The 15932-nt window shown below is 64.3% G+C and carries 13 protein-coding genes and 1 tRNA gene; 7 read left to right on the top strand and 7 right to left on the bottom strand.

Annotated features, from left to right (window positions below):
- Positions 1 to 122 precede the first annotated feature (122 nt).
- Positions 123 to 1739, top strand: a complete 1617-nt coding sequence (lnt, locus tag DEVEQU_RS06965) for an apolipoprotein N-acyltransferase (protein WP_126149865.1) — start codon at positions 123 to 125, stop codon at positions 1737 to 1739.
- A 70-nt stretch (positions 1740 to 1809) separates the two neighbouring features.
- Here the strand turns inward: lnt and DEVEQU_RS06960 are convergent.
- Positions 1810 to 1894: transfer RNA gene (locus DEVEQU_RS06960), tRNA-Leu, on the bottom strand.
- Between the two features lie 293 nt (positions 1895 to 2187).
- On the opposite strand from DEVEQU_RS06960, the gene DEVEQU_RS06955 reads away from it, so the two are divergent.
- On the top strand, positions 2188 to 3180 hold the full coding sequence (locus tag DEVEQU_RS06955; RefSeq protein WP_126149864.1) for a complex I NDUFA9 subunit family protein: 993 nt from the start codon (positions 2188 to 2190) through the stop codon (positions 3178 to 3180).
- 318 nt (positions 3181 to 3498) lie between these two features.
- On the opposite strand, the gene DEVEQU_RS06950 is transcribed toward DEVEQU_RS06955, so the two are convergent.
- Positions 3499 to 3795 carry an integration host factor subunit alpha gene (locus DEVEQU_RS06950; protein ID WP_126149863.1) on the bottom strand — a complete coding sequence of 99 codons (297 nt, stop codon included), beginning with the start codon at positions 3793 to 3795 and terminating at the stop codon, positions 3499 to 3501.
- 196 nt (positions 3796 to 3991) lie between these two features.
- Between DEVEQU_RS06950 and rirA the strand changes: the two genes are divergently transcribed.
- Both rirA and DEVEQU_RS06940 read left to right on the top strand, forming a co-directional pair.
- The gene (gene rirA, locus DEVEQU_RS06945; protein ID WP_126149862.1) at positions 3992 to 4468 is read left to right on the top strand and encodes an iron-responsive transcriptional regulator RirA; all 477 of its coding nucleotides are present in this window, start codon (positions 3992 to 3994) and stop codon (positions 4466 to 4468) included.
- Positions 4469 to 4724: 256 nt separating this feature from the next.
- Positions 4725 to 6536, top strand: a complete 1812-nt coding sequence (locus tag DEVEQU_RS06940) for an ABC-F family ATP-binding cassette domain-containing protein (RefSeq protein ID WP_126149861.1) — start codon at positions 4725 to 4727, stop codon at positions 6534 to 6536.
- 20 nt (positions 6537 to 6556) lie between these two features.
- Here the strand turns inward: DEVEQU_RS06940 and DEVEQU_RS06935 are convergent, their stop codons facing one another.
- Positions 6557 to 7603 (bottom strand): LacI family transcriptional regulator, encoded by a 1047-nt coding sequence (locus DEVEQU_RS06935; protein WP_353744196.1) that lies wholly within the window; start codon positions 7601 to 7603, stop codon positions 6557 to 6559.
- Positions 7604 to 8127: 524 nt separating this feature from the next.
- Between DEVEQU_RS06935 and DEVEQU_RS06930 the strand changes: the two genes are divergently transcribed.
- On the top strand, positions 8128 to 8328 hold the full coding sequence (locus DEVEQU_RS06930) for a hypothetical protein (protein WP_126149859.1): 201 nt from the start codon (positions 8128 to 8130) through the stop codon (positions 8326 to 8328).
- Positions 8329 to 8383: 55 nt separating this feature from the next.
- Here the strand turns inward: DEVEQU_RS06930 and DEVEQU_RS06925 are convergent, their stop codons facing one another.
- The 3 genes from DEVEQU_RS06925 to DEVEQU_RS06915 form a co-directional block, all read right to left on the bottom strand.
- Positions 8384 to 9004 (bottom strand): transglycosylase SLT domain-containing protein, encoded by a 621-nt coding sequence (locus DEVEQU_RS06925; protein ID WP_126149858.1) that lies wholly within the window; start codon positions 9002 to 9004, stop codon positions 8384 to 8386.
- A gap of 73 nt (positions 9005 to 9077) precedes the next feature.
- Positions 9078 to 11633 carry an ABC transporter permease gene (locus DEVEQU_RS06920; protein WP_126149857.1) on the bottom strand — a complete coding sequence of 852 codons (2556 nt, stop codon included), beginning with the start codon at positions 11631 to 11633 and terminating at the stop codon, positions 9078 to 9080.
- A complete protein-coding gene (locus DEVEQU_RS06915) occupies positions 11633 to 12373 on the bottom strand; it encodes an ABC transporter ATP-binding protein (RefSeq protein WP_126149856.1) in 741 nt (246 codons plus the stop codon). The genes DEVEQU_RS06920 and DEVEQU_RS06915 overlap by 1 nt, the downstream gene beginning before the upstream one ends.
- A gap of 247 nt (positions 12374 to 12620) precedes the next feature.
- Between DEVEQU_RS06915 and DEVEQU_RS06910 the strand changes: the two genes are divergently transcribed.
- Positions 12621 to 13142, top strand: coding sequence for a heme-binding beta-barrel domain-containing protein (locus DEVEQU_RS06910; RefSeq protein WP_126149855.1), 522 nt, complete (start codon positions 12621 to 12623; stop codon positions 13140 to 13142).
- Positions 13143 to 13453: 311 nt separating this feature from the next.
- On the opposite strand, the gene DEVEQU_RS06905 is transcribed toward DEVEQU_RS06910, so the two are convergent.
- Positions 13454 to 14950, bottom strand: a complete 1497-nt coding sequence (locus DEVEQU_RS06905) for a CoA-acylating methylmalonate-semialdehyde dehydrogenase (protein ID WP_164550298.1) — start codon at positions 14948 to 14950, stop codon at positions 13454 to 13456.
- 95 nt (positions 14951 to 15045) lie between these two features.
- Between DEVEQU_RS06905 and DEVEQU_RS06900 the strand changes: the two genes are divergently transcribed.
- A complete protein-coding gene (locus DEVEQU_RS06900) occupies positions 15046 to 15921 on the top strand; it encodes a LysR family transcriptional regulator (protein WP_126149853.1) in 876 nt (291 codons plus the stop codon).
- The last annotated feature ends 11 nt before the right edge of the window (positions 15922 to 15932 follow it).

Below are 15932 nucleotides of genomic sequence, written 5' to 3'. Positions count from 1 at the left end.
ACGAGCCCTGCGATATTGTCCAGCACTCCTAGCCCTGCACCGGGCCCAAGTCCACCGCCTTGACGCCTCATCCGCGCGCGACCACCTTGCGGCATGACCTCTGATTCGCTCCCGATCCGCGCATGACCTGGCTGGCCAATTTCGCCATGCTTAGCCAAGGCTGGCGCCGCTTTGTGCTCCTGTTCGTCGCGGGGGCGGTCGCCGGGCTTTCGGTTCCCCCCTTCTTCATTCTGCCAGCCTTGTTCATCGCCATGCCGATCTGGGTCTGGGCGCTTGACGGCGCTGAACGGCGGCGCGGGTGGCGGCGCCTGTTCGGGCCGGCCTTCACCATCGGCTTTGCCTTCGGCTGGGGGTATTTCCTCGTGGCTTTCCACTGGTTGGGGGCGGCTTTTTTCGTCGATGGCGGCTGGGTCCTGGCAGCCATGCCGCCGGCCATTGCCGCGCTGGCCGCGATGATCGCGCTGTTCTGGGGCCTTGCCTCGGCACTGGCGCATCTGACCTGGAGCCATGGCGCGGCGCGCATCTTTGCCTTGACCGGCTGGCTCACCGTTGCCGAGTTTGCGCGCGGGCATGTCTTGACCGGCTTCCCCTTCGATCTTCTGGGCTATTCGCTCACCGGCACCGACGAGATGATGCAGCTGGCGTCGGTGGTCGGTGTCTATGGCCTGACATTCCTGGCGCCTCTCCTCGCCATGACCCCCGCCCTGGTGTGGCCCGCCGATGACAGGCCGTTAAGCCGGCGGTTGGCGCCGTTCTTCCTGGCGCTGGCGGTGATCGCCGCGCAACTGGGTTATGGCTGGAACCGGTTGGCGGGAATCACCGCGACGGAGCGGCAGGACATAACGTTGCGGCTGGTGCAGCCGCTGGTCTATGAGCATGCAGATTTCGGCAATGTCGATGCGGCGGCACTGATCGACCGACTGCTGATGCTGTCGGATATGCGCATGAACCCGAACGACCAGGGTTTGGCCGATATCACGCATCTGGTGTGGCCGGAATCGAGCGTGCCGTTCTTCCTCTCCACCTATCCGGACGCCTTGGCGCGCATTGCCCGCATGCTGGCCGAACAGACCGTGCTGCTCGCCGGCGTGCCGCGCCAACCCTATAGTCTTGAGGTCGGCACCAAGCGCGAGCCGCCCTATAATGCTGTGATCGCCGTCAACACCGATGGCGAGGTGATTGCCAGCTATGACAAGGCGCATCTGGTGCCGTTCGGCGAATTCTTGCCCTTTGCCGACCTGCTCAAGCAGATCGGTATTACCCAGTTCGTGCCGGGGGCCGACGGGTGGTCGCATGGCGATGCCAAGCGGCGGTTGATGAGCCTGCCCAATACCCCGGCGATGCTGGTCCTGATCTGCTACGAGATCATCTTTTCGGGCGATCTGGGCGATGTGCAGGGCGCGCAATTCCTGCTTAATGTCACCAATGACGCCTGGTTCGATGGTTCGATCGGGCCGGCTCAACATGCCCACCACGCGCGGTTGCGGGCGGTGGAAGAGGGGATGAGCCTGTTGCGGGCGGCGAATACCGGGCTGACTTTTGCGACCGATCCGCTGGGGCGGATTACGGCCGAGCTGGTGCCGGGGCAGATGGGGGCGCTCGATGTGCGGCCGCACCAGAAGCTGGCGACCACGGTGTTCGCGCAACTGCGCCACTGGCCGCTGCTGATCGCGGTGCTGGCATCGCTGCTGATCGGCTTTGTCGGTGCGCGGCTGGGGCGGCGGCGCCTGCCGCAATAGGCAATGGCGCTTGCGCCAAAAACAAGAAAGCCGCGCAAGCCATTGAGGCTGCGCGGCTTTCTTGCAAAATTGGTGCCCAGAAAAGGACTCGAACCTTCACGCCTTGCGGCACACGGACCTGAACCGTGCGCGTCTACCAATTCCGCCATCTGGGCGACGGCCGTGTAACTAGGGGGCCATAGCCGCAATGTCAATGCGGATTTGCGGGTCTTGTGAAAATCGTTGTGCCAAGACCAATTGACCTGTGGGTAAGTGGTCTGATGCCGCCAAATATCGCCTCCAGTCCGGCGCACAACCCGCAGAGATGACCGCGTTATGAACGAAAGATGAACGCGTGTCCGATCAGGACGCGCGCGACATAAGTGAAGCGCCGTTCGGCAAGGCTCGACAGCGGCGCGGCCAGTGCGCTAGAAGCGGGCGATATCGACTGCATGACCTGGAGCCCACCATGGATCGTCTCGCCCCCAAGCTGGTTACCGTCTTCGGTGGTTCGGGATTTGTCGGCACGCAATTGGTGCAGCTGCTGGCGCGCCAGGGCCATCGCGTCAGGGTGGCGGTGCGCCGTCCGGATCTGGCCGGTGACGTGCGCATGTTCGGCAGCGTCGGCCAGGTGCTGCCCATCCAGGCCAATCTGCGCAACGAGGCCTCGATCCAGCGCGCCGTTGTCGGTTCCGACATCGTCATCAATCTGGTTGGCATCGGTCATGAAAGCGGCAAGCAGCGGTTCGAAGCCGTGCATGTCGAGGGCGCAGGTGCCGTTGCACGTGCAGCCAAGGCCGCCGGCGCGACCAGAATGGTGCATCTGTCGGCGCTCGGCGTCGACAAGGCGGCTGAAGTCAGCGCCTATGCCAAGAGCAAGCTCGATGGCGAAGCTGCCGTTCTGGCAGCCTTTGCGGATGCGATCATCCTGCGTCCCAGCCTGATCTTCGGGCAGGACGACGGCTACACCAATCTCATGGGCGGACTGTCCCGCGTGTTGCCGTTCATGCCCCTGATCGGCGGCGATACACTGCTGCAGCCCATCTATGTCGGTGACGTGGCCGAAGCTTTGGCCAAGGCCGCCGAAGGTGCGGTCAAGGGTGGACGCGTCTACGAGCTGGGTGGTCCCGATGTCGAAACGCACAAGGCGTTGATGCAGCGCGTGCTGCGCGAATCCGGCCGCAATCGCCCGCTGGTCCCAGTCCCCGCCGGGCTCGCCAAGCTCGGCGCCGGACTGCTTGGCGTCCTGCCGTTCAAGCCGCTTGTCACCGCCGACCAGATCGAATTGCTCGGGGTCGACAATGTCGTCTCCGAAGCGGCGATCAAGGACAAGCGCGGGATCGATGCCTTCGGCATTGCGCCCAAGAGCATGGACACGGTCCTGCCCACCTATATGTGGCGCTTCCGCCGCAATGGCCAGTTCGACCGCGATGCCGAAAACGGCACGGGCCTGACGGCTTAAGGGCCGGCTGTGGCGCATTTGCGCCGCTGGTGAAGTGGCATCATTTCCAACCGAGCCGCTCACCTCGTTCGGATATGACGTCCATCGCCCCTAGGCTTGAGGGCGCTGTATACCCCCACCCAACCTCCCCCTGAAGGAGGGGGAGGGGCCGCATCGCGTTTGCGGTGCGATGCTGCCAAAGGCAATGGCCGCCTCCTCTGGTCCAAAAGACTCCAGTGCTGCGTGGTGGCTCGCCGACACGCCCTGGCGTCGAGCCCGAGGGCGACAGGGTGCTTGTTGCCGGCGCAGTTGAAATGATCTGCAAGAACGCGAACGGGCTTACCGTTTGAGGTCGTCGAGGGTCTGGCGCAGGTGCTGGCCGGGGGTCAGCACGACTGTGTTGCGGGGGGAGATGATGTGTTCTTTGCCGGTGCGCGGGTTGCGGCCAATGCGTTCGGCGCGGGCGCGGACCTGAAGCGAGCCAAAGCCGGTGAGCTTGACCGTCTCGCCTGACATCAGCGCTTCGCCGATGAGCTCGAACATTCGGTCGGTCAGGCGTGTGGCCTCGGCCTTCGACAGGCCCGCCCTCTGGGCTACCGACTCGCTCAAATCGGCGCGCGTGATGGTCTTGCTCACCTTGTCACCTCTCCCACAATAAATTCATATTGTGAACTTATTGCGCTGTCCAGTGTGCCGCGTGCCGCTTTTGGGGTGAAAAACATGATTGGGCGTTTCAGGATTAATTGACATTTTTTAGAATGGTTATAAGTTACGACGGCAACAAGACGAAAACGCGGATGCCGCGTAGCCCTCTGCAACAGGATATTGCCTCGTGAGACTGACCCGCCAATCCAACTATGCCATCCGCACGCTGGTCTATTGCGCCGTGAACGAGCCGGGCCTGAGCCGTGTCGCCGAAATCGCGCGGGCTTATGGCATCTCCGAATTGTTCCTGTTCAAGCTGATCAAGCCGCTGGTGGAAAACGGGCTCCTGCAGACCGTGCGCGGACGTCATGGCGGCATCAAGCTGGGCAAGCCGGCCGAGCAGATCACGCTGCTGGAAACGGTGCGTCTGACCGAAGAGAACTTCGCTTTGGCCGAGTGCTTCGAAGATGGGGCCGACTGCCCGCTGATCGGGGAGTGCGATCTCAATAGCGCACTGCGTGAGGCGCTGGGCGCCTTCTTCGAAGTGTTGAGCCGCCATACCATTGCCGACCTGGCCAAGAAGAAGCGCTCGATCCGCGAGCGGCTGGGCATCACCACGGCAGAGGCGGTCAGCGAGAGCGTGGCGGCGATTTCCGCAGCCTGATCGAAAATCTGACAACAAAACTCAAATATGAGTTTGACAATCAAGTTTAGCCATGGTTGATAGGGGCCATGGCGCTTCCGACCCCTTGGGGCCTGTGGGTCGGGCGTCGTAACGACGGGGCTTGCTGCTGCCGTCTCCCCGGGCCGGCCAGGATCCTCAACGTCCTGTCCGGCCTTTTTCTTTTATCGGCCTGCCGATTGATCCGCGGGGGCCGCTATGCTCTATCGCGGCGGACAGGTTTTCTCCCGGATCATGCATGGCCGCGCCCCCGCTTCTTTCGCTCCAGAATATCCAGCTGACCTTTGGCGGCACGCAATTGCTCGAGGCGGCGGAACTGATCGTCTCGCCGGGGCAACGCATTGCCCTGGTCGGGCGCAACGGTTCGGGCAAGTCGACGCTGCTCAAGATCGCCGCCGGACTGATCCAGCACGATGCCGGGGTGCGCTTCGCCGAGCCAAGCGCCACCATCCGCTATCTGCCGCAGGAGCCCGACCTCACCGGACATGCCACGACGCTCGCCTATGTGGAAGCTGGGCTGGCGCCAGGCGATGATCCCTATCGCGCGCAATATCTGCTCGAGGCGCTGGGGCTGACGGGCACGGAAGATCCCAAGACGCTTTCGGGGGGCGAGGGGCGTCGCGCGGCGCTGGCCCGGGTTCTGGCGCCGCAGCCGGACGTGCTGCTGCTCGATGAGCCCACCAACCATCTGGACCTGCCGGTGATCGAGTGGCTGCAGGACGAGCTCAGCCAGATCCGCTCGGCGCTGGTGCTGATCAGCCATGATCGGCGGTTCCTCGCCGATCTCACCCGCTCGACCGTCTGGCTCGATCGCGGCGTCACCCGCCGCATCGAAAAGGGTTTTTCTGCATTTGAAGGCTGGCGTGACGAGGTGTTGGAGCAGGAAGAAAAAGACCGGCACAAGCTCGACCGCCAGATCGTACGCGAAGAGCATTGGCTGCGCTATGGCGTGACCGCAAGGCGGAAGCGCAATGTGGGGCGCCTGGAGCGGCTGGCGGGGTTGAGACAGGACCGGCGCGAACAACGCCGCGCCACCGGCAATGTCACCATGGCGGTAAGCGAGGGCCGCACCTCCGGCGCTTTGGTGGCCGAGGCCGAGAACGTTTCGAAAAGCTTTGGCGGCCGGGCCATCGTCAAGGAATTTTCCACCCGCGTGTTGCGCGGCGACCGGGTGGGGATTGTCGGGCCGAACGGGGCCGGCAAGACGACGCTGATCAAGATGCTGACCGGGCTGTTGGAACCCGATAGCGGCAGCATCAAGATGGGCTCGGCGCTGGAACTGGCCATGCTCGACCAGGGGCGGGCGCGGCTCGACCCGGATACGCGGTTGCGCGATGCGCTGACCGGCGGGGGCAGCGATACGCTCAAGATCAATGGCGAATCCAAGCATGTCGTCGGCTATATGAAGGACTTCCTGTTCACCCCCGAACAGGCCAATACGCCAATCGGCAAGCTTTCGGGGGGCGAGCGGGCCCGCGTGGCCCTGGCGCGTGCTTTGGCTTTGCCCAGCAATTTCCTGGTGCTCGACGAGCCGACCAACGATCTGGACCTCGAAACGCTCGACCTGCTCGAGGAAATGGTGTCCGACTATGCCGGCACCGTGGTCGTGGTAAGCCACGACCGCGATTTTCTCGACCGGGTGGCGACGTCGGTGATCATGGCGGAGGGCGATGGGCGCTGGACCGAATATGCCGGCGGCTATTCCGACATGGTGTCCCAGCGCGGCGCCGGGGTGTCGGCGCGCGTGGTCGACAAGGCGCCCAAGGCGGAAAAGCCAAAGGCCGACGCGCCGGCGCCCCAGGCCAGCGCCAAGCGCAAGCTGAGCTTTAAGGAAAAGCACGCGCTCGAAACCTTGCCAAAGGAGATCGACAAGCTCGACGGAGAAATCCGCACGATCAATGCGGCCCTGTCCGACCCCAATCTCTACACCAAGGACCCCAATGGCTTTGCGGCCAAGTCCAAGGCGCTGGAGGCAGCCGAAGCCAGGAAGGCGGCTGCAGAGGAGCAATGGCTGGAACTGGAAATGCTGCGCGAGGAACTGGAGGGCTGAGGGGCAGCCTCTCTAGCCGTTTACTCGCGCCAGCCGATCCTGGGTGCAGCTACATAGGTAAGATCGTCGGTGGCGCCGGAAATGCGGCGCAAGAGGATCGAGCCAAGATGGAAGCCGGCATCGACGAAATCCTCGTGCACGGTTTCGGCGCTGGGCTGGAAGGCATCGAACATGGGTGAGCTCTGCTTGGTCACCACATGCACGTCCTGGCCCACGGTCTTGCCGGCGTCGTTGAGGGCGCCGAGTACGGCCAGGGCCGAGACTTCCGACACACAGATCCAGCCATCGGGGCCGTCCGGCCGGCGGGCGCGTTTGCCCACATAATTGCGCAGCGCATCCGAGGGGCTGAAGCTGTTGACGTCGGTCGAGAACTCATAGGCGATGCCCGCCTCGTTGGCGGCGCGGATCACGCCGGCCCGCAGATGCTCGGCATAGGTGAGGGCGCTTTCGGGCAGAACGATACTGACCTTCTTGCAGCCTTTCTGTGCCAAGCGCCTGGTTGCGGCATAGGCATAGGCCTCGTTGTCGAAGTCCACCGAGGGGTGCGGCTCGCTGTACTGGCTGCGGCCGTGGCTGACAAAGGGAAAATCATTGTCGATGAGGAAGCGGATGCGCTCGTCGAAACTCTCGGTCTTGGAGAAGATGACGCCATCGGCCATGCGATTGCGCACGATGTGGCGGATCGGCTCCATCGGCGACACGCCGCGGAACAGCGGCGTGATGACGAGGTGATAGGGCGTGTTGCGCAGGGCCTCGGTGATGCCCGCCATCAGCGAGGAGCCGAAGCCGTAGATCTGCTCGTCCGGCTCGAGCACCAGCGAAATGACATTGGTGCGGCCGGTCTTGAGGCGCAGCGCGGCGCGATCGGGCAGGTAGCCGATCTCGGCTGCGATCTTCTGCACGCGGTCACGGGTTTCCTGGGCCAGTTCCGGCGCATTGTTGAGCGCGCGGGAAATGGTGGTAACCGCCAGCCCCGTCATTTGCGCTATCGTTTTGAGGGTCGGCTTGCCGGAGGGCTTTGCCCCCCTCTTGCCCCGCACGACGGGAGGCAATTCGTCTTCAGACACCTGACAGTCCCCTTGCTCCCGAGGACGGGAGACAGATCCAAGACAATCAAAAGACCAGATTGTGGGGGCCAGTTCAAGGTGACGCGTGAGATTATAATCTGATCTAAAAACTCATATTATCTGCCATAGGCCGAAAGTCGAGCAGGGTTTTTCGTCTTTTTGGCCATTTACGCATGATGGGGCACTGGAAAAATCTCCGAGCCGGCCCTATCTTGCCCTTGCTGCGCCGCAAAGGCGTGGTGAAACGAACCAGTCCAACACTCGCTCAGGAGAGGAATGACGATGACGACATCGACACACTTCAATTTCCAAGCCCTGTGTTCGACCCTCGTAACCCGACAGCATGGCGCCAAACGCTGGCAAGGGACTTGCTTCTGCAAACGAATGTGACCCGCCGTCACACCACCGTCTCACAGAATCAATAAACCCTGCAGCGACCGAGGCCGGAGCCAAGGCAGATGCCTTGAGTTCATGGCGCGCGGATTCGGTGCGGAAGTGGAGCTTCCACCATGCAAGAACCAAGTTTGAAGACGGCCGAAAAGATCCGGCCAACCGTTATCGAAGTCGGCGGCGAGCCCCTGGGTGTCGTCGTGCCGGATGCCGAAGGCTACCGCTTCCTCGCGGTGAAGCTGCCGGCCTTTCCGATCGACGGACAGCATTTCCCCTCGATCGAGACCGCGCATTTCGCGGTCAGCCAGGCCGTGCGCGGCGATCAGGCGATCTGAAAAAGCCGGTGGCAGGTCCACCGGCTTTTGCACGCCCGGATTTTGAGGGGAACGGCTACAGCAGGCCGCTTTTTTGCAGCAGGCCCAGGCGCTTGGCGTCGTAGTAATAGCCGCGGGCATAGAACTGCACCGCCTGGTCGTGATTGCCGCGGGCGGTGACATAGGCGCCGGCCAGGTAGCGTACGGCAAAGCGCAGATTGGTTTCGGCGTCGAGCAGGGCGGATGGGTCGCCGGAAAAGCCCATGCCGCGGGCGGTGGCGTGGCTGATCTGCATCAGGCCCCAATAGGGGCCATTGCGGGCGGCGGGATTGTAATTGCTTTCGCGCACGATGATGCGGCGCACCAGCTCTTCGGGCACCTTATAGGCATTGGCGTAATGGGTGATGAGCCCATCGAGCGCGCCATGGCGGCTGCCGGTATAGCCCATCAGCATGGCGCTGGGCGCGGTCGGCACGGCGGAGGCCTTGGGCACATAGCCCTCGCGGCTCTCATTGGCCTCGGGGGCGAGCGCAGCAATCGCTTCGGTCGCGGGGATGGCGGCGCGGGAGGCATTACCAGGCAAGGGTTTGACGCCGGCAAAGGTGCAGCCGGAAACCAGCAGCGCCATCGCCAATAAGCCAATCACCCGTGCCGTCATGCATCCGTCCCCGACCAATCCGTCGCAATCCGAGCGCATTACGCGCCAATCGCGGCGGCTTGATGGCCGAATTCCGGCGCCCTGGCAAGCCCGGGCGCCGAATCAGTTGGGCTCAAATGCTCTGCATTTCGCGCAATAGCAGCGCCGGCCGCCGCGCCAGCACCCGCAGCAACGTGGTGGCGCCGAGAATGGCAGTGACCACGACGACACCCAGGGCCACGAGCAGAACGGTGGTGGGATCGAGGGTAAAGGCGACGTTGAGCAGGATGCTGCTGAGCATCCAGGCTGTGGCAAGACCGGCCGGGATGGCGAGAAGCGCGGCAAAGGCGGCGAGCAGCAGGAATTGCAGCAGCGCCGTGGCGAGGATGTCGCCGCGCCTGGCCCCCAGCACGCGCGTGATCACCGCATCGGTCTCGCGCTGGCGCCGACCGGAGGCGAGGCTGCCGATGAGAATGAGCAGGCCATTGGAGACGGCAATGCCCCCGACAGCGGCCACGGCGAGGGACAGTTGGCCCAAGGCGGCGGTGATGCGTTCGAGCGTGGCGCCGATGGCGATGAACTTGATGTCGATGAACTCGGCAGCGAGGAACCGCTCCACCTCCTCTTCACGTCCGCGCTCGGCCGTCACCGCTGCGAGCAGCGTCGAGGGGTAGAGATCGAGCGTTCCGGGGGAGAACGAGACGAGGAAGTCAATGCCGCCTTGCCAGGCATAGTCGCGGAAACTGGCGATGCGCGCGGTGACGGTATCGCCAAAGATGTCGAAGCTCACCGTGTCGCCGAGCTTGAGGCCAAGGCCCTGGCGCAAGTTCTGGTGCAGGGACACCAAGGGCTCGCCGGCATAATCCGGGCCCCACCACTGACCCTCGACGACGCGAGAGGCAGGGGGCAGGACATTGCGATAGGTCATGGGGATTTCGCCCGACAGCAGGAACGCAGCTTCCGGGCCATTGGCCTGCAATTGGCCGATGGGACGGTCATTGATCGCCGTGAGGGCACCGCGCAGCATCGGAGTGGTGACCACCTGGGCGATGCCGTGCTCGGGGCCGACCAGGAGATTGAGGCTTTCCGCCTCGTCCTCGAAGAGATCGGATGCGACCAGGGTTGGCGCATCGAAGACCGAGGCGCCGAGGAATTCATTGCGCAGGTTGACGGCGAGAATCTGCACCACGACCAGGATGAGCACGGCGAGGCCCACCGCGGTGACCACGGCGGCGCTGGCACGCACCGAGCCGGACATGGCACGCAGGGCCTGGCGCAGCGGCATCCAGCCGGGTTCGCCGGTGTGGGGAATGCGGTGCAGGACGAAGCGGCTGCCAAACTGGAATAACAGGGTCGCCAGCAGGCAGGCAGCAGCGAAGGCCAGGACCAGCAGCACGTCGCCGGTGAGGATGACGGCCAGCCAGAAGAAGGCCGCAATAGCTATGACCAGCGGCCAGAGCGCTGGAGAGGCGACGAGCCGACGCCAGCGAATGGGCGGGGCGCCGAGGCCACGGGCGCGGAACAGGCTTGCCGGGCTGACCATCTGCGCCTGTACCAGCGGCAGGTAGGAAAAGGCAAAGGCGGTCAGCAGGCCAACCGCCGCCGCAACCAGCAGAGCCGCGACATCGAGCCCGCCATCAAGCGCCACGCCAATGGCTTCGCCGACGACTGGCAGCACCAGAAAGCCGATGCCGGCACCAATGGCGACGCCGATACCGACGCCGATCAGCGCCAGAGCCAGCACCTGGACGAGGAAATGCACCATGACCCGGGCGCGCGAGGCGCCGAGGCTGCGCAGCACGGCAATAACGCCGGAGCGCTCCGCCACATAGGCCGACATGACGCTCCAGACGCTGACGCCGCCGATGAGCAGTGAGCCCAGGCCCACCACGACGAGGAAGCCGGTAAAGAGCTGATAATAGCGCAGCATCGGCCCGAGTCCGTCCAGTGCCGACCGGATCTCCCAGCCGGCATCGTCGAGCGCGGCGACCAGTTCGGCGCGGGCCGGTTCGATCGCCAATTCGCTGAGCAGCAGCTTATAGCGGAAATTGGTGCCGAGGCCCGGCAAAGGCGAGGTGCGGTCGGAAATCTTGGCGAAGCCATCGCTGTTGATGAGGGCGGTCAGCCCCAGGCGAAAACCGCGCACCGGACCGTCAGGCAGGGCGCCCAGCGTGCCGCGCACCTCGAAATCAGTGCCGCCGATGCGGATGATGTCGCCGGTCCTGAGGCCTAACTGGTCGAGCATGACCGGATCGACCAGCGCGCCAAAGGTGTCCTCGACCTCGCCCAGGGCGGCGAAGGGGGTGGTGGCGGCGTCGGTGGCGCTGGTGTCGAGCTGGCCGAGAAGGGGGTAGCCGGGGCCGGCGGCGACGAGATCGACAAAGGCTTCGCTGGTGTCGGATTCAGCGCTGAGATTGGTTTCGGTGAGGGCGGCGACGCGGCCGAAGCGCTCGAACAGGGCCAGTTCATCGGCATTGGCGGCGCGGTCGGAGCGGGTGAGCTCGAGATCGCCGCCCATCAGGACGGCGGCATTCTGGTCGACGGCGCGGGTGATGGCGCCGCTGACCGAGCTGACGCCGGCAATCAGCGCGGTGCCGACGGCCAGGCACAGGATCAGCAGCCAGAAGCGCTTCCAGTCGCCGGCCATTTCGATCAGCCCAACGCGGGCTGCAGCAATCATGGCGCGCATCAATGCGCTCCGCCGGTGTTTTCGCTGAGCCGGCCCTGCGTCATGGTAAAGCTGCGATCGGCGCGGGCAGCGAGATTGGGATCATGCGTGATCAGCACCACGGTGGTGTTGTTGCGCCGGGCCAGGTCGAACATCAGATCGACCACCACCGCACCGGTATTCTGGTCGAGATTGCCGGTGGGCTCGTCGGCCAGGAGCAAGGGCGGTTTGGTGACCAGGGCACGGGCGAGGCCGACGCGCTGCTGCTCGCCACCCGAGAGGGCAGCGGGGCGATGATCGAGACGCTTGCCCAGGCCCACGGTGTCGAGCGCGGCGGCGGCGGCTTCGCGCACCTTGGCCAGCGGCAGGTCGGGTTGGGCGATCTCGAGCGCCAGCCCGACATTGTCGAGGGCGCTGAGCGAGGGGATGAGGTGGAAGCTCTGGAAGACGATGCTGAGCGTCTTGCGGCGGAATACCGCCATGGCGTCTTCATCGAGATTGGTGATGTCGGTGCCGCCAATAGTGATGCGGCCGGCGGTTGCCCGTTCGAGCCCGGCCAGCAGCATCAGCAACGAAGTCTTGCCGCTACCGGAGGGACCGACAATGGCCACCACTTCGCCCGGCGTCACAGCGAGATCGACACCCTTGAGGATCTGCAGCGGCTTGCCAGCCATGTCGACGACATAGTCGACGCCGCTGACCGTAATAATCGGCGTTGAACCCCCGGAGTGGGGGGCGCGGGGCGCGGAATTTTCCTGCATGACGGGGATGTGTTCAGGAGGAAGCACGGGAACTCCGCTTTTGCGTATCGAAATCGGTGACAGCGTTATATTTGAGTCTCAGTATTAAGATGGCATTGTTGGATGAAGTCCTAAATTCGATTTCGACAATGAAAACTGGTGGGAACACAGCCTCTGCATCGGCCGTTTCCGTCCGGTGCCAAGGGCGGCAGCAACAAGACGGCAGGCGGCGCTGGAACGCCCCGGCTGAAACGAGGAGTGGATTGACGTGGTGAAGGGTGCGTTGACGCGTTTGGGGGCAGCAGCGCTTGCCATCGGCATGATGGGCGCAGGAGCGGCCTATGCCGGCCCGGCCGAACAGCAATTGCTGGCGCAATATATCGGCAGCTGGCGCGGCGAGAGCACGCTGGTGGGCAGCGACAAGCCGGAGCCCTTCCGCTGCCGCCTCTCGGTGAGCCAGGGCAACCAGTCCAAGATCAATTATACCGGCCGCTGCACGCTGGTGAACATGAACCTGTCGGTCAGCGGCACCATCGCCTTTTCGGAAGCCAATGCGCGCTATGAGGCGGTGATGACATCCAATGCCGGCTTTTCGGGCCTGGCCGTGGGCCGCAAGAACGGCAATCAGATCGGTTTCGATCTCACCGAGCGCCAGCGCGATCGCGGCGGCAATGACGTGCAGATCGGCTCCAAGATTTTCCTCGTCGATGACACGATCATCGTCGAGTTCCAGGTGGAATTCAACGATTCCGGCAAGGTCATGACCGCCAGCGTCCCCTTCGCGCGCTAGGGAGCTGCAAGCGGGTTGCTGCGCTGAGATTATCTGCGACTTTCTGTTCCTTCGCCTCCCTCCCCCTTGAGGGCAGGGCTATCGCATCCGGGCTTGAGCGTGCTGCACACCCCCTCCCAACCTCCCCCTGAAGAAGGGGGAGGAGCCGCATCGCGTTGTGGGTAAGAGTCGGTCAAAATAACCGGTCCGTCTCCCTCCCCCTGGAGAAGGGGGAGGGAAAGCAGGAGGCGAAGCCTAAGCGCCTCCCAACGCGCTAAAAGTGAACACTTCGCTCAAGGGGGGCTGCAATTGGATGCAGGCAGCGGCGCCCGTTACTTCATCGTCGGCATCTGGAATTCGGCACCGTCCTTGATGCCGGATGGCCAGCGGGCGGTGACGGTCTTGGTGCGGGTCCAGAACTTGATCGCGTCCATGCCGTGCTGGTTGAGGTCGCCAAAGGCACTGGCCTTCCAGCCGCCAAAGCTGTGATAGGCCAGCGGCACCGGCACAGGCACGTTGATGCCCACCATGCCGACATTGACGCGGGCGGCGAAATCGCGGGCGGCATCGCCATCGCGGGTGAAGATGGCGGTGCCATTGCCATAGGGATTGTCCATGGTCAGCTTCAGCGCCTCTTCGTAGCTCTGGCTGCGCACGACGCTCAGCACCGGGCCAAAGATTTCTTCCTTGTAGATATCCATCTCCGCGGTGACCCGGTCGAACAGGGTCGGGCCGACGAAGTAGCCGTTTTCATAGCCCTGGAGGCTGAAGCCGCGGCCGTCGACCACCAGTTCGGCGCCCTGCTCGACGCCCTTGCCGATCAGGTGCTTGATGCGGTCCTGGCTGGCCTTGGTGATCACCGGGCCCATTTCGGAGCTCGCATCGGTGGCGGGGCCGACCTTGAGCTTTTCGATGCGCGGCTTGAGCGCGGCGATGATGCGGTCGGCGGTCTCGGCGCCCACCGGCACCGCCACCGACACGGCCATGCAGCGCTCGCCGGCAGAGCCGAAGCCCGCGCCCATCAGCGCATCGGCGGCCTTGTCCATGTCGGCATCGGGCATGATGATCATATGGTTCTTGGCGCCACCGAAGGCCTGGACGCGCTTGCCCTCGGCCGCAGCCCGGCCATAGACATAGCGGGCAATCGGGGTGGAGCCGACAAAGCTGATGCCGCCAATGGCGGGATGGTCGAGAATGCCGTCGACCACCGACTTGCCGCCATGCACCACGTTGAGAATGCCCTTGGGCAGGCCGGCCTCGATGGCCAGCTGCGCCAGTTTCACCGGCACTGAAGGATCGCGCTCGGAGGGCTTGAGGATGAAGGCATTGCCGGCGGCGATGGCCGGCGACAGCATCCAGAGCGGGATCATGGCGGGGAAATTGAATGGGGTGATGCCGGCGCCGATGCCGACCGGCTGGCGCATGGAATACATGTCGATGGCCGGGCCGGCGCCATCGGTGAACTCGCCCTTGAGCAGATGCGGGGCGCCGGCGACGAATTCGGCGACTTCGAGGCCGCGCTGAATGTCGCCCTTGGAATCCTCGACCGTCTTGCCATGTTCGGCGCTGAGCAATTGGGCCAGCTCGTCCATGTCGCGATTGATCAGTGCCACGAAATTGAAGAAGACGCGGGCGCGACGCTGCGGATTGGTGGCCGCCCATTTCGGCTGGGCAGCGGCGGCGGATGCCACTGCGGCCTCGAGATCGGCGGCATCGGCGAGGGCGACGCGGGCCTGGACATCGCCGGTGGCGGGGTTGAACACGTCCTGGAACTGGCCGCTCTGGCCGGTGGTTTCGGTGCCGTCGATGAAGTGGCCGATGGTGCGCATGGGGCGTCCTCCTTGTTGTGCTGTCGAGATGCAGCTATAATCCATGCAAAGCAACTGCAGAAAAATCGCATCCGATGTGCGCAGAATATAGCCGGATGAACTGGGACGACGTGCGGGTGTTCCTGGCGGTGGCGCGGCAGGGGCAATTGCTGGGTGCGGCGCGGAGCCTGGGGCTCAACCATGCGACAGTGGCGCGGCGGCTCAATGCGCTGGAACAGGCGCTGGGCAGCACCTTTTTCATCCGCCGCACCAATGGCACGGAATTGTCGGGCGAGGGCGAGCGGTTTCTGATCCATGCCGAGCGGATGGAAAGCGCCATGCTGGCGGCGCAGGAGGCGGCGGGCGCCGACAGCCAGATTGCCGGCACGGTGCGGGTGGGCGCGCCGGACGGCTTCGGGGTGGCATTCCTCGCGCCGCGCCTCGGCCGGTTGACGCGGCGGCATCCGGGGCTGCGGGTGGAGCTGGTACCGGTGCCGCGGGCGTTTTCGCTGTCGCGGCGGGAGGCCGATATTGCGGTGGCCATCGAGCGGCCGCGCGAGGGGCGGCTGGTGGCGCGCAAGCTCACCGACTATCAGCTGGGGCTCTATGCGGCGCGAGATTATCTTAACGAGCGCGGCGTGCCGGCTTCGCTGGAGCAATTGGGCGAGCACCAGCTGGTGGGCTATGTCGAAGACCTGATCTTTTCGCCCTGGCTCGATTATACCGGCGAATTCTCGCGCCAGTGGCGGTCGAGCCTGGCCATTTCATCGGCCATGGGACAGGCCGAGGCGGTGCGGGCGGGGGCCGGGATCGGTATCTTGCACACCTATATGGCCAAGGGCGACGAGCGGCTGGTGCCGATCCTGCCGGAACACAAGCTGACGCGCAGCTATTGGACCGTGGTGCACGAGGATTTGCGGGCTATTCGCCGGGTGGCGCTGGTGTCGGAATTCCTGTCCGAGATCGTGGCCGAGGCGCGCGGGTATTTCTGACCCGGCGCCTC

It is taken from the genome of Devosia equisanguinis (assembly GCF_900631955.1).
In the GTDB taxonomy this organism is placed as follows: Bacteria; Pseudomonadota; Alphaproteobacteria; order Rhizobiales; family Devosiaceae; genus Devosia; species Devosia equisanguinis.
Note: the sequence above shows the minus strand (reverse complement) of the source record. Positions and strands in the feature narration are given on the sequence as shown.